This is a genomic window from Parabacteroides sp. AF27-14, from assembly GCF_003635425.1.
GTDB lineage: Bacteria > Bacteroidota > Bacteroidia > Bacteroidales > Tannerellaceae > Parabacteroides > Parabacteroides distasonis.
The window spans coordinates 57401-82649 of sequence record NZ_QTLZ01000012.1; the positions used below are offsets into that span (position 1 = coordinate 57401).

Sequence of the window (25249 nt, forward strand, 5' to 3'; positions counted from 1 at the left end):
AAGTGATTTTGCTTAAGAGGAAGAAGGGCCTTGCCTTTCTTCTTTTTTTACTACAATCATCTAGCTCATCTCATAGGCTTCTTCTTTATTAGGTTAACACTCAACTTTCTATTTCTCATTTAAATAAATAGTATCACCTACCGACACATACGTAATCGGAGCCGTAAAGCTTATTATTTCAAATACATTATCCAGACTATTATTCCGGATCACCCCCGAGAAACTGTAGCCTTTAATCTTATTGGACAAAAAACGAACTTCAACATTATACATTCGATTCAACAATACCACGATCTCCTCCAACGACTCGCCAGAGAAGGCCAGTTCATTCGTACGCCAAAGACGGGCATAAGAAGCATTTGTCGGGTGATTAACAGATAATATATGACTAGACTTATTAAAAACCGAACTCTCATCCGGAGACAGAATCACAAACTCTTTTCCAACCGCTGTTCGTACACTGCCTTCAAACAAGGTCGTAACCACCTCGTCATCTTCCTCATACGCCTTCACATTAAAAGCTGTGCCTAGCGCCTCGACTTCCATATCCCCCGCATTTACCAAGAAACGGCGCAATGTATCTTTCGAAACTTCAAAATAAGCCTCACCAGATAAAGAAACTGATCTTTCTTTCACGCCATAATCACTCTTATAATTAAGTTTAGTATGCGAATTTAACCATACTTTCGTCCCATCAGGAAGAACCACGCTAGCACGTTGCCCATTATCTGCCAACACCACATAATCCAATGGATCAGGTGGTGGAACCTGTCTCATATTATACCAATGGGAGCCAATTCCAAGGCCTATACATATTAAAGCCACCGCCGCATAAGAAAGCCACTTCCATAAGGTATGCGGTTTCTTCTTTATCTCCAGAGTTTTTTTCTCTTGTCTCATCCGCTTTTTAATCTCACAAAACATCTGTCCTTGTAGCTTAGGAGGAAGCTTTTTCCCGGAAGATTCTTCCCATCTAGACTTATAAAAAGCCATGATCTCTTCCTTATGATCGGGATCTCTAAACCACGCCAAAAGAGTTCGCTCTTCTTCCGGTGAAGTCTTACCACTCATGAAGCGATCCAATAATTCGATATGTGTATGCATTTTTCTCATCGTGTAATAAGTATATCCCGAAAAAGAACTTTACCCTTACACGGAAAAATCAAGAAAGCCTTGATTTAACACAAATTAATACCACACTTGTTTTCCGCCTTCATAAGTAAACGGGCGATGTTCTTTTCCTCGTGTATGGTTATGAATACGAAAAATAGATTCCCGTGGAATATTTTGATAAATTAATTTATTGTCTTCGGCATACTGTTTACCTAATGATATCCACTTTTTGTCCCAATAGAAGAGTTCATATAATTCTCCCGTTACGATCTTATTATCATCATTCCTCGGATAAAATTCCACCTTCGCTATCTGTTTAGGTTCGCCTAGATCTAGAACAACAAATTGATCTTTTTGAAATTGATCTGGTTGATAATAAGACACTCGGTCCTGATCTGTCACCAAATCGAGACCATGTCCTTTAGTCCCTTCATTTCCACCCCACTCTCCGGAAAACTGCTGGCCATCGCCTCCAAATACTTTTATTTCCGCTATAGCGTAAAAATAGCCCAATGGCTGTGTTTCTTGAAAATCACAGATCAAATAACGATATTTTTGGGAAACAGATATACGGAAACTATCCACATAAAAGGGAGGATTTTCAATAGAATATATCAAAGAACGATCCGAAAGATCTTTCTTGTTACAAACATAAAAGCGGGTTCCTATCGTTCCTGCGGCTTGAAGCGCCGTATTCATTCTATATGGAACTTTTGAATAGAATGTAGCAGAACTTTCCGCTTTTTCAAAATCTGGTAATAACTTACGTAATTTACCTTCACGAGTCAGAATAAACGCATCTCCAGCAGGTCGTATCTCTCCATCATTATAATAAGCGGGAAGATAGAGCATGTTAACCCCCATTTTAGGAAAACGTACCTTGGAACCTTCCGGTCGCCCCCAACACACTGGATTCCAACCAATAATATCATAGCAACATAAATAGACATATTCTTTGGGATGTTTCTCATTCCAAAGTGGTACCTCTATATCTTCGCATACGACATACTGGTCCGTGATATCTTGAATCCCCGGATTTTTGAATAAAGGAGGTATTTCTTCTTTAGACAAGATAGCGAGCGAGTGGGGTTGTATCCGATAGTTATACCTATAGACTTTAGGAGCAGTCCTACAATATTGAATAGTAATAGTCGACGGAAACATATCAATTTTAGATTGATAGACATCTCTCCAAAACATCCCGTCTATCTTAATGTCATCCTTAGTAAGGAAAGGTCTTTGTGTATTATCATATATCATGCCGAATTGCTTACTCCCTATAATCTCGACCCATGAATGAGGATATTGTGAATTTCCCCAACAGGGAACCATATTTAATGCAGCAGGTATACCATTCGCCCTCAATGCAGCAATTTTATATGTAGACTTTTCTAAACAAGTTCCCATTTGAGTGGCTACTATATTTTGGAAAGTCATAGGGCGCAATCCTTGATATTTACCGGTAAAGATTATCCATTCATTGAGAAAGCCCTGCTCTACCTCATCCGATATAGCTTTACCAATTTCTTCATACGAACACATATACATAGAATCTCGTAGTGAAGCATATTTTCGATCAAAATAACTCCCAGCATGTTCCCAATGACAATTATCTGTAGTGTAAGGGAGTACATAATCAAAGAAAATATCCCAGTCCATATTCTTACACCAAGGATATCGCTCTTTATTTTGAAAACACTGATCTATATGATGTATAAGATAATCAGAAGACAATTCTTTCAAATCAGATAAAAAGCGAGGATTTACTTTTGTATAAGAATACAATTTGTTTATACTATCATATATAGCGTATTGGATATCATATAAAAAGGAACCGTATGTCTCTCTATAATTAGCGAAAGCATCGAAATACACATGGTTTCCTTTCACCGAGTTACTATCTAATACTTGCTTCCCTATCATATTACTTATTAGAAAGCGGGCAGCTTCCTGTTTCTTCTGATTATCCTTATAATGATCTAGAACAGCTTCTAACTCCGATCTATTTTCTCCGGAGTTATCCAACGCTAATTCCAATAGAACATTTTCATTCGAAGAACAAGCATAAAAAGTTAAAATAATAAAGAAAAAAAAGTATCTTACTATCATAGCTAAAATGCTTTTTTACTACCATGTAAATGTAACCTTTGATAGATCAAAAGAATACAGATGATAATCATCATCCCAGCCCAAGGCTATTAGTTCTTTATCATCGTTTGTCACACAAATATTGAATAGTTTTATATCAGTAACTAATCGACAAATACATTTTCCACTCCAATCATATACTAAAATGTCATTACTTAACATAGTATCTAACATTCTTGTATTAGTATGCTGATTCAACTTTTTCCCTGAATATAAAGTATAAATATAACGATCAGTCGCATATATATCCGTATAACCGATTACATTCTCTTTGCCATGCTTTATGCCGTTCCTGCCAGATCTACTATCATCAATGTATATTAGGATAAATATCGTGATAACGTTTTATGAGCATTGGAATCGTATCTATCTGATATAGTTCAAAGATAGCGCCAGAGGCCGCAACCGTAGCCAATCTATCTAATACTGAATTATAAACCATATAGCCTTGATAGGCAAATGTTTTACTTTTACCTCCACTATCGTTCCCATCATTTGGAAAATCGCCAAAAGACTTCACATATTTACCTGCACAATCAAACAAAGCATATCTCTTAGTATTTGTTTCCTCTTTATCAAGGAGTCCAGAAACGACATACCCATGCTTTGTTTGAATAGCAGAGAGAAACATATATTCCAAATTCACAATAGAAGAAATACTTTTAGATAAACTTTTGGTTATAATTTGTTTCTTTTGTATATCCAATATAATCACATTTGATTTATCTTTCTTTTGCATCAAACGAGGCATGATGTTTTCATCTGGGCCTTCTCCTGTTTGGGAAAAAGATAGAATACTGTCTTTTGTATAATATATTTTATCCAAAAGAGAATCACCTAAATAATTCTCTTTGATTAGACATTTCTCACTCTCAAATAGCATCATCCTCCCAAACGAACTTAACTTATAAGTATCCGCATTGAGTTGATTTGCTTTTATATTAACGACTTGTAGAAAGTACTCTTTGGGATCTATTTCGTTCTGTTGACAAGAGACAAAGTGTATAAAAATAAAAATTATAATTAATATATATTTCTTCATATTATTCTTTTCAAACAGCTGAATCATTATACTTCTCTTTGCTTTTACATAGCCTAAATAGTCTAAATATCAGTTTATCATCATCATAATTTGGATTTTTATAATGATTTTCAGAAATATACAATCCTTTTTCATCAATATACATCAGATTTGGATTATATGTATATTCAGGAAAAACAGTCTCACCTATTATATTAAAGTTTTTATCTAGAATTATAATAGAAAATATCTTTCTTCCAAAATCCCACAATTCCATATAGTTTTCTCTATTATCTATCTCTGTTTTCAAATAGCAAACTCTATAATACACATCACGGTATTTATCATATAATAAGTTACCATAATTTGGATTTTCACACATAGATTTTAATGTTCCATTATAATCATTCGGCATCACAACCCTATCAATATAATTACTTTTTACATTCACTCTTTCAACAATATTGTGATCTATAGAAGTTATAAATATATCTTCTTCATAGAAAAAAGAATAGATAAATTTATCACCATTAAAACATCTACTAAAATACAATTCTACACCAGCATTCTTTTTTTTATTATCTGCACCACTAAATCGGGGATATTCAAATGGAAGTTCTTGTACATTCCCTGTATTTAGATCAATCATTGCAGATACAGGGTTGGGATATTTCCATCGATTACACTCCGACAATACAAAAAGATTATTATTAAATTTAAGTATAGGGTGATAACTAAACGACAAAGAGTTACATGCGTTTAAAACATTTCCATCTTTTGATTTTCCATAATAAATTTTTTTATTTATTTTCCCCTCTTTATTTACACTATATATTTCCGGGAGCTGTAAACTCGTCAGATAAATACTATCTAGACTGTCAATATAATACCCTAAGAAAAAACCAACTCCATTATCTCCCTCTATATCAAGATCTATTTTGAAGGCCATTTCTTTTGTCTGTATATCATAAAAAACAATCTGATTTTTGAAACCATTTTGAAAACTAATATATTGATGTCCATCTTTATCTGTATAAGGAAATAGAGCTTTAATATATGGTTCTACATCATAATTCAAATCAAATGTCATATTACTATCCTTTTCCAAGTAATACATATAATTTATTTTTTCACAAGACAAAAGAGCAATTAAGCTTGATAATATTATTAGCAAATAATATCTTTTCATTTTATAAGTATTTGAGATAAGTTTCAATCGTAATAATTAGGTTCTACAACGAATTATATAGATAAAAACAAAGTTATTTTATTACATATTTCACTACAAAAACGTTATAGAACCATAAAATTAATCACATGGAGCACAACCGATAGACCCACTATTACAACAAGCTCTTGTATCTAAGTTCAACCAGCAACTCCAATGAGTAGTACATTCTTCACCCGCAAGAGCTTCTATATTGCTTAAAGCTAATCCAGACAAAGAAGGATCAATATTATTTTTTAGAATATTAATCATCACCAAACAGAAAACAATAACAATAAGAATAATTCTTAATTTCTTCATAACGCTCATAATATAATTATTTATAAGATCTTTATATTTTGCCTAATCTTCTTTAGTTAGAATAAGATATCCTCTGTATATTTTTTTACATTTAAATAAATTTTAGACTTTCACATCACCTCCTTTCTGATAATATTTTGGAGCGAAGAACTTGCTGTGATAGTTTCTAATATATCAGGCAAGTTTCCCTTTTATAATTTGACTTTATCAAATCGTATTTCCCCGTACATTGAGTTTAATTAATTGATTTGTATTACATTTTACTGTGATTGTCTCATCAAAGAGTCCCTTATTTTCAGGTGTCACTCCCACTTTAATATGAAGAGATTCACCGGGCTGAACTGGATGTTTATCAAACAAAGCTTGAGCACATCCACAAGTGGTAGTTACATCTATAATAACTAAAGGTTGGTCTCCTGTATTGACAAGCGTAAACAAAGTGTCTTTACTCTTCCCTAAAGGAATAGTTTCTAGTAAGAGTGATTCCTTTTCCACTTTTACGGTTGTCTGAATTGGTGCAACAGGTTGTTTCCTACCTATTTCTTCCAAATATAATTCTTTTACGTTCGGGTTATGGACAGGATTACCTATCACTACCACTTTATTATTCTTGTCTAATAAAAATACTTGAAACCGAATATCTTTTGGAAAATGATTGAGCTGATTTAGACTGTCTGATCGATCCAAGCAAATCGGCTTGTCAAAATTCTCTCTTATTAATAAAGAATGTATCTCCCACTGATCATCAAACTGAAAAAAAAATAAGAAAGGGATATTCTTCTGACTGATAGAATCTGTATATCGGATAAATTCTTTCCAACGGGATAATTGCAATTTACAACTCGTACAACCAATTGAGTCTACAAAAACCAAGACTTTGTAATCCGAAGTCGGGATTACGAAATTAGTTGTATCAGATGCAAATCTGGTAAAGACCATATTTTCCGGAAATAGAATCTGCTTACCCTGCCATTCTTTAACCAACAATGTTATTATTTCCTTTTGCTTATCTTGACAAGCTGATAGGAAAATTGTTAATAGTAATATGATTAGATCTAAAGGTCTCATTTTATGTAAATGTATATACGTTTGTTCATCATATAATATAATACGTATATCCGATAAAAACTATCTACCCCTACAAACCACAAGATATTTAATGCTTATTAACTATAAAAAGAGTGTTATAAGGCAAAGAAAGCCATCAGAAGAAAGTCGATCTCGCAAAAAACGCAAAGCCCTACTCAACTGTGTCTCCACAGTCTTTTCTGAGATAGAGAGGCGTTCCGCTATTTCTCTATATGATAAATGTTCATGACGGCTCAAACGGAATATCTCCCGACGTGATGGCGGTAATTCTTCTATCAAGCTATTAATATATTCCCGTAAAGACTCTGCGTCGATTCGTTCTTCCATAAGCGAATCGACATCTGATAGCTGTCGTTGTAGGCTTTCCGTCAGTTTTTCAGAGAGTAACCGGTTTTCTGTCTCTTTATAAACCAAGTTACGGGCTATGGTGAATAGATAGGCATCAAAGTTTTGTTCCAGATCTATAGTCTCATGCTTCTCCCAGATTTTAAGAAAAACGTTTTGGGTCAAATCCACCGCCATAGATTTATCATATAGCAACGAATAAACAAAATGATATACATGCTGATTATATTCCCAAAATAGAGTTTCAAAAGCCTTTTCATCTCCATTCTTCAGATCTATAAGCAAATTTCCATCCATTTTCATATCACATATATATTATATATCCCCGCCATACCAACTTATCTCCATTCTGCTTATTCGCAGTTCATATACTTTAGTTCTGATGAAACTACGTTGATTTGAATAGAGGATAAAGGTGATAAGAGATAGAAAATCAGTGAGTAACTAAATGGTAGAATAACCAATAGCAGTATAGATCTAAATAAAAATAGATATAGATGATTGTTATTTAGGGACTTACATTAGATAAAAGACGTAGTTTCATCAGAACCTAGAACAAGGTTACAAGTGAAGATTCAAATATAAACAAACATCATTACATATCGCAAATATACAAAAAAATGTAAATACAGTATGAGTATCCTTGAAATCTAGTTAAATTCTACTTGAGGACAAAGAATGTCCTCACTAATTATCCGCTTCGCAAATGATATATTGATAAAGGTCGGAATGCCCGGTTTTATCGATTATCTTATGCTTTTCGAGTTGGAATTTCAGTTGGGCCAAACCAAGAGCGCCAAAGCCGGGAAGGTCTAATAAAGAGTCGAGTCCGTTTTTGAGGGCGTAACGTAGAATATCTTCTATGGTTTCTATTTTCAAGGTTGTAAGGCATTTACGGATATAGGGCGCTAAGGTGAGACGGGTAATGGGTTGGCATATCCGTTTCGCGGCATTTAAGGGAACGGGGGTAAGTGATCGGGGAGATTCGATACATAGACCGTTTTGGAGCGCCTTTTTATATAATCTTCTCAATTCGTATTCCATGTTCCTGTTCTCTATCCACAGACGTTCTATCTCAAGGTCTTGGTTCGTGATTGTTTTCTTGTATTCGGTCAGGAAGCCCATGTTTTCTTGCAAGCGGAGCGATATGACCTTATATCGGCGACAGATTCCGTCGTAGGATATACCACAACGTTTGGCTACGTCTTCTATCTTGGCTCCGGAAGTTATTTCCGTAAAGATAAGTCGGTCTTTCTTGTCGTGTATGAATGTTGATAGTTCGGCGATAATGAGTTTAAGTAGGGGAGAGATGTTTTTAAGGGATCGCAGGCAGAAAAGGTAATCATCGAATTGGGAGATGATCTCGTTTATCTCTTCTTCCTTGTCTTGGATGATAAGTTGCAGGTATAGCTTTTGTATTCCCATACGCTCGATATGGGAAATGAATTCACGCAAATTGGTCAGATCGACTAGGCGAACACCTTGCTTCACGACGTAAGATGTTATTTTTTTAGATATCGCCCATTGCTGGATTTCTTGAGATGGAAAGCCGGTGATACGAGCGGCTTCTTCAATAGTAATAAACTCAGGCATAACTATTTGATTAAAGTAAAACTTATACTATTTATCTTTAAAAAGGGCGTTATTTGGCGTTATATTGAAGAGCTGGCCTTTCATTATAAAATAAAGAAAGGGCGATTGGCTGAAAATATTGTTGACAAAGGCTCGGCCAAGCCTCAACACTCAATAAAGTCAGCCGCACGCCCCCCCTTATCTGTATACAATAATCTATCTATACTATACAGTAGCATAGATAACACGTATATCTAATAAAGGGTTGCGGGGCTTTCTCTGTGCATTGAGTGTCTCGAAAAATTTGGCCGATTTTTGTCAACTCGCACAAATATCGCACGCAACACAAGGCTTCTAACTTAAAAGCCTTTTATTGTCGCAAATATACGTATTAAAAATATTTTAGTCTATGATAATCCATACGTTTTCTATTTTATCATTGTTTTACTACCAACAAAGAAAGAATAAGTAGATAAAAACCTACGCTTTTACCTTTTGCTTTTCTGTCTTAATTACTAGCTAGGCAAATATATGATATATTCTTTAATTATAATTGATTATTAAGGAAAAAATCAAGATGGCGATCCATCAAACAGTACGAAGACTACTACCCTAAAGTTTATGGAATGACCTTACAAAACACTTTTATAGCGCAAAAAAGATTAGGTACATTGCCAAATGGCTTTTTTAGGTAGAAAGTTACCAGTTAACTAACATTTCAAAGTAAGTTAGCTTCAACGGCAAAGTAAGTTAACTTCATAAATCCGGGTTGAAATCCGCAAACGACATACAACACGCATCTACACTCCCAACACTATATAACCGCTATGGATATTTGAAGTATTGATAATAGGCGGTTTACTTCTGTTATCTGTAACTCCAACCTTATCAGTCAACAAGCCTTTCATTAAAAGATAAGCACATCATAATGGCACGACTGTGCCATCCTAGTGGCACACCATTGCCATAAGGAAGGCACAGCTATGCCACGCTGATGGCACTGCCGTGCCACGATATGGAAAATGATTGGCACTGCGGAGGTCTGTTAACTAGACAGTTAAGGATGGATAAATAATTATTCCCCTAACTTATCAAGCAACTCATACGACGGAACGAAGAAAAGAGTTCCCGTTATCGGCGTGCTGAAGTCCAGCAGACGATCCGTATTGCCTACGGGATCACCGACGAACATATTCTCCAGCATTCGTCGGGTGGTGCTGAACGTGCTGGCATAGGCGATAAAATAGGTACCGTATTCACCTTTGGAGGTATGGGCGAATGGCATGTTGGCACGGACTATTTTCAGATCGTCTCCGATGTTCGTCACGGCGTTATGAGCGTTCTTCGGTTTTTCCTCATCTGATAGCTCAACATCGTTGAATTTACGGCGACCGATGACTTTCTCTTGCTCTTCCACTGGAAGCGCATTCCATGCCACCATATCATGAATGTATTTTTGCACAAACACATAACTTCCGCCCATAAACTCGGGGTCCTCATCGCCTATTACCGCGAAACGATAGGGGTCTTCATCCACGGCAGGATTCTCCGTACCGTCCACGAAACCGATAATCGCCTTACCGTCTCTATACCGAAAACCGTGGGTCTCATCAATCGATTCCACGACACCTCGCAGTTTCTGGTCTATAATGGAGGCGAACTCAAAGCACAGTCCCATCTGCTTACAGCGGATGTGGAATAGTAAATCCCCGGGGGTAGAAACAGCCGTAAGCTTAACTCCTTTGATCTCTTCAAACGGTTGCAATTCTTTGGGGTTTCCTTGCTCCGGAAAGAAACGTTTCCAAGCATCCGCCCCGAATCCTATCGTACAACTGAATTGCATATCAGGATAGCGATTGCGCATACTACGTATCAAAGCGGAGAAATTAGCGCACACGTCCTTTACCTTATCAATCGTGTCGGGGAGATCTTTTAGAGCATAGACAATGAAAACCGCATTCTCGCCCGGTTTTTGGGTAACATCTTGCGGATAGTTAGCGTTCAATGGATTTTGTAGAGAGTTCATAGCACATCTTTAATTATATTGTTATTATATGGATATAACTCTATAGATGCGCTCTTGTTCAAGGAAATGTAACGAAAAATGTCCTAGCGGTTATTTTTCAATATCTATTTGTAGAGACGGGGCACGCCCCGTCTCATCCCTTCAAAATAGTAACTAAAGAATACTATCAGTCTGTGGGAGACGGGGCACGCCCCGTCTCTACAACTGGGTAGTTATTTCACCTCCACGCTGATCTTCTGCTTGATATCTGAGGCGGAGGCTCCTAGTTGGAGGATGAACTCGCCGGGTTCTACGACGAATTGGCTTTGTACCTCACTATAGAAAGCTAAAGAGGATACGGGGATGTCCAACGTGATTCGCCGACTCTCACCGGGTTTAAGGAATACCTTCTTGAAGCCTTTTAACTCCTTGACCGGACGCATCACGGAACAAACCGGATCGCTTACATACAATTGGGCCACCTCAGCTCCTTCACGGTCTCCGGTATTGGTCAGGGTGAAAGTCGCTTGGATCGTATCCGCTTGATCGTACGTCTTTTTATCCGTATTCAGGTTGGAATAGTCGAATGTCGTATAGGATAAGCCGTAACCAAACGGATAAACGACCGGAAGCCCCTTCGTATCGAACCAGCGGTAACCTACCAAGATATCTTCCTCATAATTCACTTTCAGATCCCTGCCGGGGAAGTTGCCCAACGCATGCGCCGGAGATTGATCCAAGCTCACGGGAGTGGTGAACGGCATCTTTCCGCTCGGATTCACCTTGCCGGATAATACGTCTACCAAGGCATTTCCTCCTTCCATACCGTTGAACCAAGCCCAAACGATAGCCGGGGAACAAATATCTACGGCGGCCATATTCAACGGCGATCCGGCGATCATGACCACGATCGTACGAGGATTCGCCTTTACCACCTCTTGAATCAACTCAACCTGCCCGTATGGGATATCCATATTCAGACGGTCGAACGACTCGGTATCATAATCATGGTTCAAACCACAAACCAAAAGGGCCACGTCACTCGTGCGGGCAACCTCTACCGCCTCTTTCAATAACGCGTCGCTTTCCTGTGTCTTGGAAGAGAAAGTACCAGAGCTTTGCCCATTATTGCTTCCCTCCACGAAAGTAGATAGCTTCTCATAACCTTGGGCAAAACGGATATCCACCTTATCGCCCCATTTCGCACGAAGCGCCTCTAATGGAGTTACCTCGTAAACCGCCTTGATCTCGGAACTCAAGCCACCATTGGAATGTTTGCGGGTAGCGTTATCGCCAATTACCGCCAGACTCTTGATCGAGGAGAAATCCAACGGGAGAAGATTATTCTGGTTCTTCAATAAGACAATGGCTTCGGCAGCCGCGTCGTAAGTGGCTTGCTGATGCTCCTTCGTATTCATGGAGCCGGGGCCGAAACGCTTTTTCGGGTCCAAGACATTCGTCTTGATCATCACACGTAAGACATCGCCCACCTTCTCGTCCACCAAGCTCATAGGAATCTTTCCGGACTTAACAGCCTCGATCAAGGGGTTGGCATAATACCAATCCTCATATTTATCGATCAGCGTGCCCATCTCCAGATCCAAGCCGGCCTCCATAGAAGGAACCGTGCTATGGGCGGCTCCCCAGTCGGTTACATATACGCCATCGAATCCCCATTCATTCCGAAGGATCTTGCGAACCAAGTAGTTATTCTCCGCGCAGAACTCCCCACGGAATTTATTATAAGCGGCCATTACCGTCAAGGCGCCTCCCTCCTGTACGGCCGCCTTGAAAGCGGGTAAATAAATCTCACGCAAGGCACGCTCGCTACATTCCACATCGACAGTCGTACGATTTGTCTCTTGGTTATTCACGGCGAAATGCTTTACGCTGCAAGCCACGTCACGGCTCTGCAAGCCTTTGATATAAGCGACCGCCAATACGGAGTTCATATAAGGGTCCTCGCTCATATACTCGAAGTTACGGCCACAAAGCGGGGAGCGAATGATATTCACACCCGGGCCCAGCAACACATCCTTCTTACGCCAGCGAGCCTCCTCGCCCAGCACCTCGCCCCGACGGTAAGCCAACTCCGGATTCCAAGCGGCGGCGAAAGCCGTGCCGGTCGGGAAATAAGAGGCGGAATCATTTGTCCAACCCGCATACGCCCAGTCGTGGCGATTGATCTCCGCACGTACCCCGTGAGGCCCGTCGCTCAAGCTCCACTCGGGAATCCCCAGACGCTCTACTCCGGCAACATAGAATTTTGAGTTACCATGCAATAATCCGACCTTTTCCTCCAAGGTCATCTTCTTAATCAGTTTCTCGATACGTTTCTCCATTTGTACCTTCTCTTTATCCGTGACCTGCGAGCTCGCAGCAGCCGCGTTCAAGAATAGCCCGCAAGCGATCACGCCTATTATCTTTTTCATTTCCTTTTTATTTATAGGTTTATTATTGCGCTTGAATCGTTACCGTCGCCTCGGGTAAGCCCTCGGCTATGGCTTTTAAGTGGATGTCGCCTTGTCCGCCCTTGTTCCGGATCACGACCAAGGCTTTTCCATAGTAAGCTTGCCGTTTCGGTTTACGGAGGCTGTTCGGATCGTTCGGATCTCCGTTATCCGTTCCGGCGATCTCACCCGGGCCCTCCACGGAGAAACGGATCAATGGAGTAGCGTTGGGAACCCGGTTACCATCGATATCGCATACATCTACGGTTATAAACGATAGGTCCGAGCCATCCGCTTGGATGACGCTACGATCCGGGGTCAAGACCAAACGGGCCGGCTCTCCTGCCGTATGGATCTCTTTCACCAAGACCTCCTTACCCCCTAAGCGGGAGACGGCTCTCAAGGTTCCGGGCGTAAAAGGCATACGCCAAGAGACATGATAGGTACTGTCCGTTTTTTGTCGTACGCCTAGGCTCTTTCCGTTTAGGTATAGTTCCACCTCATCGGCATTGTTATAATAGGCCCAGATATCCACCGGTTCGCCTTCCTTCCAGTTCCAATGCGGGAAAATGTGCAATACGGGTTCATCCGTCCACTCGCTTTTATACATATAATATATATCCTTCGGGAAACCCGCCAGATCCACGATACCGAAGAAGCTGCTCCGGCTGGGCCACCAATAGGGGGTAGGCTCTCCCAAGTAATCGAAACCCGTCCAGACGAACAGGCCGGATACATGCGGAAGCGTCTTCACCAGATGCCAAGTCTTCTCGTGCGTAGAGCCCCAAGGTACATGGCAATTATCATAAGAGGAGCAAACATGCTCGGGAGCCTCGAAAGGCTTGTCCCACGATTCCGGACGGATATAAATATGATCAGACGGCATCTCATAATAGCCACGGGTCATCAAGGCCGAGGTAGATTCGCTCACGATCAGTTTCTTTCCGGGGAAATTCCGGAGGAACGGCTCGAAATATCGCTCATGGTAGTTGAAGCCCAGCACATCCAAGGCATCCGAGCGGAACAGATGATTCGCAGGGTTTACCTCGTTACAGCCGGCGGTAACGACCCGGGAGGTATCCAGCCGTTTCACGATAGCCGCCAGATGACGGGTGATCAAGGATTGACGACTAAGGGTCGTATCCTTCAGCAAAGCGGGATCGATGGCATGGCCGGCATTCAAGATCAGGTTCGCCGCTTGCAGATCCAGCTCGGTAGCGTCGGCATGACTCCATTGCTCAAGTACCTCATTGCCTATACTCCACATGAAAACAGAGGCGTGATTCCGGTCACGCAAGATCTCGTCCGTCAAATCCCGCTCGTGCCACTCCGCAAAATACCGGGCGTAATCGTACGGAGACTTACGGCGTTCCCACATATCGAAAGACTCATCCTGTACCAGAAGGCCCATACGATCGCAAAGATCCAGCAACTCGGGTGCCGGGGCGTTATGGCTGGTACGGATCGCGTTCACACCCATCTCCTTCATGATCTGTAGCTGGCGCTCGATAGCCCGTGTATTCACGGCGGCACCCAGACAGCCTAAATCATGATGCAGGCAAACCCCTTTTATCTTCAAAGACTTATCATTCAAATAAAAGCCGGTAGCGGAATCCCAACGGAACGAGCGAAGGCCGAATACCGTCTCGTAACGATCTACCACCTTACCAGCCACTTTCACTTCCGTGACGGCCGTGTAGAGCGAGGGAGAATCGGGACTCCAAAGTTTGGGATTTGGGATCAAGAACTGATGATCGGCAGATGCCTCCCGCATACGGGTGTCGTAACAGGGCGTATACGGTACCCGTAATAGAGTTGTTACGGGTGCCGTAACAACTCTGTTACGGTCATCGTAAATAGAGGTAGAGACTTCGGCCTCCCTATCCGCCTCCGAGCTATTCCTTATTCTCACCTCCAAGGAGAAGGTAGCCTCCTCCGGTGAGATCCTCATATCATGCACGAAAGTACCCCAGTTGTCCACATGTACCGGATTCACCTTTACTAACCATACGTTACGGTAGATACCGGAGCCTGAATACCAGCGGGAATTCGGTTGCTCGCTATTATCCGCCTTCACGACAATCACGTTCGGTTGGCTTCCATACCTCAAATAAGGCGTCAAGTCATAACGAAACGATACATAACCATTCGGACGGAATCCCAGCGAATGACCATTGATCCAGACCTCGCTATTCCGGTAAACCCCGTCGAAATCAACATAAACAACCTTACCCCGATCCGTCTCCGGAAGGGTAAATGTCTTTCGATACCAACCAATCCCGCCCGGTAGCGCGCCGCCGCCCGGGGTAGACGGGTTATCGAGGGAGAAATCCCCCTCGATACTCCAATCATGCGGTAAAGATAAGATACGCCAAGTGGAATCATCGCTGTCCGGGGATGAATAATCCTGAACGCTATCCGACAAGGCAAATTTCCAATCGTCATTCCATGAGCTACGTTCACGCACCTGCTCCCCGGTGGGGGAACAGGCGGTGAGCAATAGGCCCAGAAGCCACGCGAATGGCCGATTCATCAGTGGTATCATTAGTGATTATATAGTTTAATTGATACTACCCAGTTGTAGAGACGGGGCGTGCCCCGTCTTAGCACAGACTGATGGGTATTATTTAAAGTTACCATTTAGAGGGGTTGAGACGGGGCACGCCCCGTCTCTACAACTAGAGGTTTACCTTGGTAAGATATTGTCACGTCCTTACCAGCGGGGTTCTCCGGCGTGATGAGACGTACCGTGATCTGACGCTCGCGGATCATGCCCGGATAGTCGCCCTCCCGTGCGCCGATCGTGAGCGTTCGCCTCGCATCATCATAAACAAACGGGATGGTAGCGTAATTTCCTTTCTCGTAATCGTAGGTCACGCCATTATCCTCATATAAGGTGAAGGAGCCGTCGGCACCGGCGTAAACAGAGACGATTAAGTCTTTCTGCTCCTCTTTCGTAGACTGGATTACCTTTCCGTTCGGTACGATAGAGCCGGCTCTCACGAACAAAGGCATACGCTCGTAAGGAGCATCCACGTCCATTGTCGTTCCGCCTTGCACAGGCTTGCCGTTGTAAAAATCGTACCAAATGCCGGCCGGGAAGTACACCTCACGGTCGCGAGCCTTATACTCATACACCGGGCATGCCATGAAGGCCGGGCCAAACATAAACTGGTCGTCTATATCGTAAGTCTTCTCATCGTCCGAATAATCCATCACCAAGGCACGCATGATCGTATAATCCTCAAAATGCGTCTTGGAGGCCAAGCTATAGATATACGGCATCAATTGATAGCGCAACTCGGTATAATACTTCATCGATTGGTACGTAGGCGATCCTTCCGGAGCGATATTATAGATCTCGCGGCAAGGATATTGCCCGTGGCTACGGAACAACGGACAGAAAGCTCCGAACTGATACCAACGGTTGTTCAACTCCCTCCATTCCCTCAAATCCTCGCTACCTTCCTTAGCGGCCATATAACGGTTCTCCACGCTGAAGCCACCGATATCCATCGTCCAGTAAGGGATACCGGACATGGCGAAGTTCAAGCCGGCGCTGATCTGCGCTTTCATATCCTCCCAGCGAGTACCGATATCGCCACTCCATGTAGCGGTAGAGTAACGTTGCTGGCCGGCGAAACCGGAACGGGTCAATAGGAATACACGGTCATCCGGGTTTACGCTACGTTGTCCGTCGTAGATCGCCTCGGCGTTAGCCAAAGCGTAAGCGTTGAAGTATTTCGTGGACGGGCCCAGATAAGTCGGTCCGCAAAGCGCCTTGCGATACTCGATATCCGTATTATCCTGTACGTTCGGCTCGGAAGCGTCCATCCACCAAGCGTCGATGCCCAAGGAATACAGATGCTCGTTCATCTGTTCCCAGAAAAGCTTGCGGGCTTCCGGGTTGTACGCGTCATAGAAAGAACCGATATAACCCGGATAAATCCAGTCGCGGATACTATCCTTAATCGCCTGCTGATACATAGCACCCAGCGCGTCCAACTCTTTATAATGCTCTGTCGTATAATAGAACTTCGGCCATACGGAGATCATGATACGGGCATCCTTATCGTGGATCTCCTGAATCATGCCTTTCGGGTCCGGGAAGCGTTCCTTATCAAACTCATGGCTACCCCATGCGTCTACCGGCCAGTAGCTCCAGTCCTGTACGATCACATCCAAGGGAACCTGCCGCCGGCGGTATTCGTTCAAGGCGGTCAATAGCTCCTCTTGCGTCTTATAACGCTCACGGCTCAACCAGAATCCCATCGCCCATTTCGGCATGATCTGGCTCTTGCCCGTAACCGTGCGGTAACCGCTGATCACCTTATCCATGGAAGACTCTCCGTTGATGAAGTAGTAATCGATATCATCCCCCATTTCCGACCAGAAAGCCAACCGCTCCCGCTCCTCCTCCGGTAGCGGAGATAATACCTTCAAGCCGATATAAGAGACATCGCCATCCGGCAACCATTCGATACGGATCGGATAGCGTTTGCCCTTTTCCAGATCGGCCGTAGCCTTGTAATCATTCGGGTTCCATGCCGCACGCCAGCGTTCCGGGATGATCTCCTCGTTATTCACAAATACCTTGGTATAACCGGCGTAATGTAGTTTGAAATGATAAGTACCCGTCTCTTTCGCCTCGATCTCGCCCTCCCAAGTAGCGGAAGCGCTCGGCTTCGGGAAGTCTGCCGGCAGGTTCTTGATGGTTTTCAGATTCTCATAATCTACCTTATCTTCATCCCGCTGGATTAAAACGGAATTCTTCGCCTTATCCGTATAGTAGGTAGCGGTCAACGCCCCTGCCCTCCCGTCTTTTCCGTATAGACCAAAGACATCGCCCAAATCGGCGTATGGACGCTTGTCGCCGAAACGGCTCAAGGAATAGTTATGCCAAAGTACACCATACCCTTTTGAGGAAACGATAAACGGCACGCTCACCTTCGTGTTATATTGGAAAAGCTCCTCGTTCTTGCCTTTGTAGTTGAACTCATCGCTCTGATGCTGTCCTAGGCCGTAAAGCCCTTCCTCGTCCTCGCTCTCAAATACCTGACGTAAGGTATAACCTTTGGTTCCTTCCACCTCGATCGGCGTAAATTCCTTGCCTCCGTTTGTCTTCTCACGAAGGATCGTGTGTCCGTTGGCGTCGGTAAAGCGAACCTCTCCGGTCTCCCGTGAAAGACGGGCCTGTGTGGTTTGCGTACTTACGATGATCGTATCCCCCGAGGTCGTTATCTGAAACGATGGGGCGGGTAACGATTTCGTGTCTTTGATCAAGTTCACTTGGTTGGAAAACTTACCATCCGGAGAGGCGATTACCCGGATAATATCATCAGAGATTACTTCCAATTTAACAGCCTTCGCCTGTCCGGAACGGATATCGGCGACCAAGCCATTCTCGACCTTCCGGTAAGCGGAATCAGTCATGCAGGAAGTCAGCAGGGAAAGCCCTAACGTGAATACCGCGATGTGTTGTTTCATATTCTATAGATTCTTTAATTATTTCCGATCAGCAATGAGTCCGAACAGGTTTTTCCATACAAGAAAAATGGTTCTTCATTCGTTGGCAAAATTAAAGGGTTCGCGGCGAACAGGAAGCCATAAATGTTTTGGGTTACGGGGAGAACCGTAAAAAGGTAGGGGAAGAATGTTTATTTTAAGGGGATATTTTGTTATATCCCCTAATTACGTGGCATTTATTTAGAAAAAGTTTATTTATGATAGTCAGAGGGAAGCCTTCCGAACTCATCCTTAAAATACTTCCGGAATAACTTCACATCATTGAAACCGCACTCCAGCGCGACCTCGTTGACCCGCATCTGGCTCTTCTCCAATAACTGCGCCGCACGCTTCAAGCGCACCGTACGGATCAACTCCACCGGAGTCTTACCCGTGATGGAAAGGCATTTCTTGTAGAAGTTCACACGACTCATGCCCATCTCCCGGCTCAACCGTTCTACAGACAACTCCGGATTGGCGATCTGCTCCTCGATATAGCCGATGGCCTTACGCATCAACTCCTCATCCATGGAGCTAGCTTGTACCTCCGTCAAGGCGATGCCCATGGTAGAGGACTGCATAAAGGCCTTTTGCATCTTCTTCTTCATCTCGATCAAATGCCGCACCTTCAAGAGAAGCATCTCCATATTGAATGGCTTGCTGATATAATCATCCGCACCGGCTTCCAGACCGACCAGTTGGCTATCTTTAGCGGACTTTGCCGTCAGTAGGATCACCGGAATGTGGGAAGTCCGGATGTCTCCCTTGATCCGGCGGCATAAAGTGATACCGTCGGTGATAGGCATCATCACGTCGCTGATCACCATATCCGGCAGCTCCTCCGGAATGAGTTTCCACGCATCTTCTCCATCCGCCGCCGTGAGTACCGAATAAACGCCACTCAAGCTTAACTTCATAAATTCCCGGAAATCCGTGTTATCGTCTACGACCAGCAACGTAGGTCTTTCCGCCGGAGACGCATCCTTATCAGCGATCTCCGGAAGCTCCTCAACCGGAGGCAAGATATCCCCTTCGGCAATTCCTTCCGGAGCCGAGATAATATCTTGGTTGTCCAAGGGGATCACCGGCAGCGTAACCGTAAACGTACTACCCGCTCCCGGCTCGCTTTTCACGGTTATCGTCCCATGATGCATCCGCACGAATTCCCGGCATAGGTGCAGGCCGATACCCGTACCTACCACGGGATTTCCCTTATCCGGGGAAGACACCTGATAAAAGCGATCGAAGATAGCTCCTTGTTTATCCGCAGGAATACCGATACCGCTATCCGACACCTCGATAACCAGTTTGTTCTCTCCCTCCTTCTCCAACCGCAAGCTAAGCGTCACCGAGATAGTACCTCCCTCCGGCGTAAACTTAAAAGCGTTACTCAGTAGATTAGAGACGATCTTGAAGACCTTATCCGTGTCAAACTTCATCGGGAGAGACGTGAAGACCGAGGAGAAAGAGAAATGAATCCGCTTTTGCTCCGAAAGCTCCTTGAAGGAATAAGCCACGTCACGCACGAACGGGACAATATCGCCGGTAGACAAGACCAAGCTATCCCCTTGCATATCGATCTTGCGGAAATCCAATAACTGGTTCACCAATTTAAGCAACCGGTCGGCGTTCCGGTAGATCAACTTCAATATTTGCTGGGATTCCATGTCTTTCTCCGTTTTCATCAACTTCTCCAAAGGAGTCATGATCAATGTTAGCGGCGTACGGAACTCATGGCTTACGTTCGTAAAGAAACGAAGCTTCATCTCGTCCACCTCATGCTGCTGACGCACAGTAGCCCGTTCTTGCTCCTCCTCCAACTTCTTTTGCTGGATACGGAAAATAAAACGTATCACGCCATACGCCAATAATATACCAGCTATGATATACAACGCTATTGCCCATCCGGTAGCCCAGAACGGAGGCAGGATCGTGATCTGCAAGCTCGTGATCTCCTTGCTCCAAATCCGGTCGTTATTCATCGCCTTTACCTTGAAAGTGTAAGTTCCCGGGTTCAAGTTCGTATAGGTAATACGACGTTCCAAGGCGCTTACGGTAGTCCATTCCGAGTCGAAGCCCTCCATCTTAAAAGCATATTTATTCTTCAAAGGAAGGAAATAGCAACAAGAAGAGATGGTAAAGGAGAAATTACGTTCCGTATAATTCAGTTTCAATTGCTTGGTACAGGTGATATCTTTATCCAAAATCACATGCCCGTCATACGCCTCTCTCGCCGTTATCGGGACATTATTCACCATAAGTCCGGTTATCACCGCCGGTGGAGCATAGCTATTATAACGTATCCGGGCAGGATCAACGAAGGTAAGACCGTTTGTCCCGCCAAACGCCAACTCACCCGTTTCCAGTCCGCAAGCGCTATTCACGTTAAACACACGTCCTTGAACGCCCTCATTCTCATCATAGCTATTCCAATCGAACGTATAATTATTATCCGTATCCCGATTCGGAACGATATTCAATAAGCCGTTCTTCGTTCCCACCCAAACCGTATGATATTTATCCTCCAAGATAGACATGATGCTGTTATCCGGTAATCCGGAAGAATGGTTCAACCGATACATCTTATCATTCAACCTATCATATATATGTAGCCCATGATTACTCCCGATCCATACCCATTGGCGGCTATCACAAAATACGACATTGATGATTTGATCCTCAAACACGGAACGTCCATCCTTCGTGCCGTTAAAAGAAGTAACAGCCCCCGTCTCCGGGTTGATCCAGTTCACTCCTAAAGAAGTTCCAACGACAATATTCCCCTTCTCATCCCCGGAAAGGCTATATACGATATCCGAGTTAATCGCATTCTCCTTATCCCCCATGCGATAATACGTCCATTTCCCGGTAGATTGATCCAAGCAATTCAGGCCGCCTTCCAAAGTACCGATCCACAAACGATTCTTGGCATCGACATACAAACTATACACGCTATTATTGGATAAGCCGTCCTTACTGCCCGGGATATCCCGATAATGCTTGAAACGTTTCCCGTCAAAACCGGTCAACCCCTCCATATAAGTACCCAGCCATAACTTGCCATCCAAATCTTTCGCCATACTAATCACGACATCGCCGGAGATAGCGTTCTCGCTTTCCCGCCCCGCCCGGTAGCGGACATACTCCCCGGTTTCCCGATCGTAACGTAATAGGCCGTTTCCGCTAGTACCGATCCACAGATCCCCTTCTTTATCTTCTACGATACAATTAAAGTCATTGTTAAAGATATCCCGCATCAACTCCAAAGGGTACCGGATAGTCTGGAATTTAAAAATGCTCTCATGATAATAGTTGATGCCGTTTTTATAAGTGCCGGCCCACATAATCCCCGTATCATCCCGATACAAGCAGATCACGCTATTCTGGCTCAAACTCGTTTGGTTAAACGGGTTATTTCGTATATAACGCATCCGGTCCAGACGTTTATCCAAGATATTGATACCGCCATGATCGGTAGCGATCCAGATATTACCGTTCATATCCTCCGCCACGTCACGCACCATTATAGAGGATAAAGCGACCGGGGTTTCGGTCGTATAATGTTTCCACTCCTTGCTTTTGGGATTTAGGCGAAAGAGACCTCTACTATATCCGGGATTTAAGAAAAACCACAGATCCCCGTCACTATCGGCGAACACATAGAATAACTGGGCATTCGCATATTGAGTCAGATACTCATCCCGATAGACAGGTTCTCCGGATGCCTTATCGATCCCCTCTACCACTCCCGAGGTATGGACTACATATAGACGATCGCCCACGTCACTCATATCACAAACCCGGCCATCCTCTTTATTTAGCGGATACGAATAAATCTTTCCCCTCGCTTGATCATAACGGCAAAATTCATTCGTATAGGTAGCGAAATAGAGTTGTTTATCATTGTCGACAAATATCTTAGCGGGAGGATTCTCTAGACGTAAGCTATCTAATATTTCCTTCTCCGGAATAAAACGGTCATTATCGGGCTCATATACGCAAAGTTGGTTCGTATTATAGGTAATCCAAATACGCCCATCGGCGGTTTCTTGAAGCTCGGAGACATGCTCCTCCCTAAAAGGCAACCCGCTTTCCTTGTATTTATAATGCTTAAACTCATACCCATCAAAACGGTTCACCCCAGAAGTGGTACCCAACCACATAAACCCCTTCCGGTCTTTCAGGATACAAGTGATCTCATTGGAAGACAGACCGTCCTGTACTCCCAGACGGTTGAAAAGAATATCTTCCGCCGTAAGTCCGGACCCCAATATTCCCCAAGACAGGATCATTATGATACAGAGTAGAGTTTTCGTTTTCATACTTAGCAAATATAGATATTTCCCGAGAACGAACCAAACCAACCGGTATCTAATTCTGCTGCAATGCGGGTTGCAGTAAACATACACGTAAAGTATCCATATATAAGAACATGATTATTAAAAATTATCCCGTACATTTGTCTTTCGATTGGAATTGAAACGAATAAGGCGCAATGATTGTTGTAAGAGATTTTGACAGACTGAAAGGAAAGGAACTGGTAGCTACGATCGGATTTTTCGATGGTGTGCATCTAGGACACCGTTTCTTAATCGACGAGATGAAAGAGATTGCCAAAGCACGTAACCTGCCATCGGCCGTAATCACCTTCCCGGAACATCCCCGGGCCGTATTGCATGCGGATTACCAACCGAAGCTATTAAATTCTTTCGAGGAAAAGTTACAGCAATTAGAGACTACCGGAGTAGATTATTGCATCGTATTGGATTTTACGATCGAGCTATCCCGGCTCTCGGCCAAGGAATTCATTACCTCTATTTTAGCGAAGAGCCTGCATGTAAAGACCTTATTGATCGGATATGACCATCGTTTCGGGCACGATCGGACGGATGGCTTCGAGCAATATGTCGTTTATGGCACCGAATGTGGTATCGAGGTGCTGAAGGCATCTCCCTATGACGAAGGAAATACGGCCGTCAGCTCTTCCGAGATCCGGAAATTACTTCAAGCCGGAAATGTAGCTGAAGCCGCTTATTTACTGACCTATCCCTATCAATTGCTGGGCCATATCGTCAGCGGCTATAAAGTGGGACGCACGCTAGGATTTCCCACGGCGAATATACGGGTAGATGAGCCTTTTAAAGTCATTCCGGGTATTGGCGTATATGCCGTATGGGTGGAGGTGGAAGGCGAACGATATAAGGGAATGCTTTATATCGGTGACCGTCCGACACTCAATAATGGGAAGGACATATCCATGGAGGTCAACATTCTGGATTTCTCCGGAGATATCTACAATGATAGCATTCGTGTCTCATTCGTTCAATACGTACGCGGAGACATCAAATTCGATTCCTTAGAAGAATTGAAAGCCCAACTGGAGAAAGACAGATGCACCGTAAATAATTTATTATAATATGGAAAGATATTACGAAGCGATTGATTTATTAAAAGGCATGATCTCCCGTCCGTCTTTCAGCCGGGACGAGACTGCCGTAGCGGATTTCCTGCAAGCAGAATGGCAAAAGGCCGGACAAAAGGTGTTCCGCAAAGGCAACAACCTGTGGATCATCGCCCCGGATTTCGATTTCGGTAAACCGACCCTTTTACTCAACTCCCATATAGACACCGTCAAGCCCGCTTCCGGTTGGACCAAAGACCCGTTCACTCCCGAAGAGACCGAGGATGATCAATTATATGGACTGGGCAGTAACGATGCCGGGGCGAGCGTAGTCTCCCTCTATGAAGCCTTCTGTATCTTAAGCGAGAAAGAGCAACCTTATAATCTAATCTTCCTTGCGTCTTGTGAGGAAGAGGTATCCGGGAAGAATGGCATTGAAAGCGCATTGGCCGAGCTTCCTCCTATCTCCTTCGCTGTCGTAGGTGAACCCACGGGTATGCAACCCGCCGTAGCCGAGAAAGGGTTAATGGTACTGGATTGCACCGCTATCGGAAAGGCCGGACATGCCGCACGTAATGAGGGCATCAATGCCATCACTTTAGCGATGAAGGATATAGAATGGTTCAGCACCTATCAATTCCCGGAGAAAAGCGACTTCCTCGGACCGGTGAAAATGACTGTCACCATCATCCATGCCGGTACACAACACAATGTCGTTCCCGATAAATGCGAATTCACGGTAGATATCCGCACCAACGAATTTTATACGAACGAACAGTTATTCGAGCTAATCAAGGAAAAGGTTCATTGCGAGATCAAGGCCCGCAGCTTCCGCCTTAGCTCCACCCGCACGGATCTGGATCATCCTTTTGTGCGACGGGCGATCTTGATGGGAAAAGAGCCTTTCGGCTCTCCTACGCTTAGCGACCAAGCCTTGATGCGTTTCCCCTCCGTAAAGATAGGGCCGGGAAACTCGGCACGTTCCCATTCCGCGGACGAATACATCAAGGGACCGGAGATCCGGGAAGCGATCGATACCTATGTAAGGTTACTGAATGGATTACAACTATAG

Annotated in this window: 16 protein-coding genes; 2 read left to right on the top strand and 14 right to left on the bottom strand. The window is 43.6% G+C overall.

Annotation, left to right across the window (positions count from 1 at the left end; all coding sequences use genetic code 11):
* Nucleotides 1-108: 108 nt before the first annotated feature.
* From DWY79_RS13445 to DWY79_RS13510, 14 genes are all read right to left on the bottom strand, one after another.
* Nucleotides 109-1113, bottom strand: coding sequence for a FecR family protein (locus DWY79_RS13445; protein WP_122369496.1), 1005 nt, complete (start codon nt 1111-1113; stop codon nt 109-111).
* 75 nt (nt 1114-1188) lie between these two features.
* A complete protein-coding gene (locus DWY79_RS13450; RefSeq protein WP_005863552.1) occupies nt 1189-3222 on the bottom strand; it encodes a transglutaminase domain-containing protein in 2034 nt (677 codons plus the stop codon).
* An 18-nt stretch (nt 3223-3240) separates the two neighbouring features.
* A complete protein-coding gene (locus DWY79_RS23055; RefSeq protein ID WP_370449975.1) occupies nt 3241-3600 on the bottom strand; it encodes a BF3164 family lipoprotein in 360 nt (119 codons plus the stop codon).
* The gene (locus DWY79_RS13455; RefSeq protein WP_233563979.1) at nt 3572-4303 is read right to left on the bottom strand and encodes a hypothetical protein; all 732 of its coding nucleotides are present in this window, start codon (nt 4301-4303) and stop codon (nt 3572-3574) included. Before DWY79_RS13455 ends, DWY79_RS23055 begins: the two co-directional genes overlap by 29 nt.
* Nucleotides 4304-4313: 10 nt before the next feature.
* Nucleotides 4314-5471 (bottom strand): DUF4221 family protein, encoded by a 1158-nt coding sequence (locus DWY79_RS13460; protein ID WP_083434090.1) that lies wholly within the window; start codon nt 5469-5471, stop codon nt 4314-4316.
* Between the two features lie 120 nt (nt 5472-5591).
* Complete coding sequence (locus tag DWY79_RS13465) at nt 5592-5810, bottom strand: NVEALA domain-containing protein (protein WP_157257407.1); 219 nt, start codon at nt 5808-5810, stop codon at nt 5592-5594.
* 207 nt (nt 5811-6017) lie between these two features.
* Entirely contained in the window at nt 6018-6878 is an 861-nt protein-coding gene (locus DWY79_RS13470) for a DUF1573 domain-containing protein (protein ID WP_057317256.1), read from the bottom strand.
* 102 nt (nt 6879-6980) lie between these two features.
* Nucleotides 6981-7547: an RNA polymerase sigma factor gene (locus DWY79_RS13475; RefSeq protein WP_122369497.1), complete on the bottom strand. Its 567-nt coding sequence runs from the start codon at nt 7545-7547 to the stop codon at nt 6981-6983.
* Nucleotides 7548-7931: 384 nt separating this feature from the next.
* Nucleotides 7932-8837: a transcriptional regulator gene (locus DWY79_RS13480; RefSeq protein ID WP_121962567.1), complete on the bottom strand. Its 906-nt coding sequence runs from the start codon at nt 8835-8837 to the stop codon at nt 7932-7934.
* A 1054-nt stretch (nt 8838-9891) separates the two neighbouring features.
* Complete coding sequence (locus DWY79_RS13490; RefSeq protein WP_005860205.1) at nt 9892-10842, bottom strand: Dyp-type peroxidase; 951 nt, start codon at nt 10840-10842, stop codon at nt 9892-9894.
* A 212-nt stretch (nt 10843-11054) separates the two neighbouring features.
* Nucleotides 11055-13253 carry a glycoside hydrolase family 3 C-terminal domain-containing protein gene (locus DWY79_RS13495; RefSeq protein ID WP_122369498.1) on the bottom strand — a complete coding sequence of 733 codons (2199 nt, stop codon included), beginning with the start codon at nt 13251-13253 and terminating at the stop codon, nt 11055-11057.
* Between the two features lie 22 nt (nt 13254-13275).
* A complete protein-coding gene (locus tag DWY79_RS13500) occupies nt 13276-15804 on the bottom strand; it encodes a sugar-binding domain-containing protein (protein ID WP_122369499.1) in 2529 nt (842 codons plus the stop codon).
* A gap of 107 nt (nt 15805-15911) precedes the next feature.
* Nucleotides 15912-18758 carry a TIM-barrel domain-containing protein gene (locus DWY79_RS13505; RefSeq protein ID WP_122369500.1) on the bottom strand — a complete coding sequence of 949 codons (2847 nt, stop codon included), beginning with the start codon at nt 18756-18758 and terminating at the stop codon, nt 15912-15914.
* Between the two features lie 230 nt (nt 18759-18988).
* On the bottom strand, nt 18989-23068 hold the full coding sequence (locus DWY79_RS13510) for a two-component regulator propeller domain-containing protein (RefSeq protein WP_122369501.1): 4080 nt from the start codon (nt 23066-23068) through the stop codon (nt 18989-18991).
* Between the two features lie 203 nt (nt 23069-23271).
* On the opposite strand from DWY79_RS13510, the gene ribF reads away from it, so the two are divergent.
* Together ribF and DWY79_RS13520 are read left to right on the top strand one after the other, a co-directional pair.
* Complete coding sequence (ribF, locus tag DWY79_RS13515; protein ID WP_005860214.1) at nt 23272-24192, top strand: riboflavin biosynthesis protein RibF; 921 nt, start codon at nt 23272-23274, stop codon at nt 24190-24192.
* A gap of 1 nt (nt 24193) precedes the next feature.
* On the top strand, nt 24194-25249 hold the full coding sequence (locus tag DWY79_RS13520; RefSeq protein ID WP_005860216.1) for a M20 family metallo-hydrolase: 1056 nt from the start codon (nt 24194-24196) through the stop codon (nt 25247-25249).

Excerpts from the sequence above, each read along its gene's own strand:
- DWY79_RS13445 (WP_122369496.1), bottom strand. The coding sequence starts at position 1,113 with ATGAGAAAAATGCATACACATATCGAATTATTGGATCGCTTCATGAGT.
- DWY79_RS13450 (WP_005863552.1), bottom strand. The coding sequence starts at position 3,222 with ATGATAGTAAGATACTTTTTTTTCTTTATTATTTTAACTTTTTATGCT.
- DWY79_RS13455 (WP_233563979.1), bottom strand. The coding sequence starts at position 4,303 with ATGAAGAAATATATATTAATTATAATTTTTATTTTTATACACTTTGTC.
- DWY79_RS13460 (WP_083434090.1), bottom strand. The coding sequence starts at position 5,471 with ATGAAAAGATATTATTTGCTAATAATATTATCAAGCTTAATTGCTCTT.
- DWY79_RS13465 (WP_157257407.1), bottom strand. The coding sequence starts at position 5,810 with ATGAAGAAATTAAGAATTATTCTTATTGTTATTGTTTTCTGTTTGGTG.
- DWY79_RS13470 (WP_057317256.1), bottom strand. The coding sequence starts at position 6,878 with ATGAGACCTTTAGATCTAATCATATTACTATTAACAATTTTCCTATCA.
- DWY79_RS13475 (WP_122369497.1), bottom strand. The coding sequence starts at position 7,547 with ATGAAAATGGATGGAAATTTGCTTATAGATCTGAAGAATGGAGATGAA.
- DWY79_RS13480 (WP_121962567.1), bottom strand. The coding sequence starts at position 8,837 with ATGCCTGAGTTTATTACTATTGAAGAAGCCGCTCGTATCACCGGCTTT.
- DWY79_RS13490 (WP_005860205.1), bottom strand. The coding sequence starts at position 10,842 with ATGAACTCTCTACAAAATCCATTGAACGCTAACTATCCGCAAGATGTT.
- DWY79_RS13495 (WP_122369498.1), bottom strand. The coding sequence starts at position 13,253 with ATGAAAAAGATAATAGGCGTGATCGCTTGCGGGCTATTCTTGAACGCG.
- DWY79_RS13500 (WP_122369499.1), bottom strand. The coding sequence starts at position 15,804 with ATGAATCGGCCATTCGCGTGGCTTCTGGGCCTATTGCTCACCGCCTGT.
- DWY79_RS13505 (WP_122369500.1), bottom strand. The coding sequence starts at position 18,758 with ATGAAACAACACATCGCGGTATTCACGTTAGGGCTTTCCCTGCTGACT.
- DWY79_RS13510 (WP_122369501.1), bottom strand. The coding sequence starts at position 23,068 with ATGATCCTGTCTTGGGGAATATTGGGGTCCGGACTTACGGCGGAAGAT.
- ribF (WP_005860214.1), top strand. The coding sequence starts at position 23,272 with ATGATTGTTGTAAGAGATTTTGACAGACTGAAAGGAAAGGAACTGGTA.
- DWY79_RS13520 (WP_005860216.1), top strand. The coding sequence starts at position 24,194 with ATGGAAAGATATTACGAAGCGATTGATTTATTAAAAGGCATGATCTCC.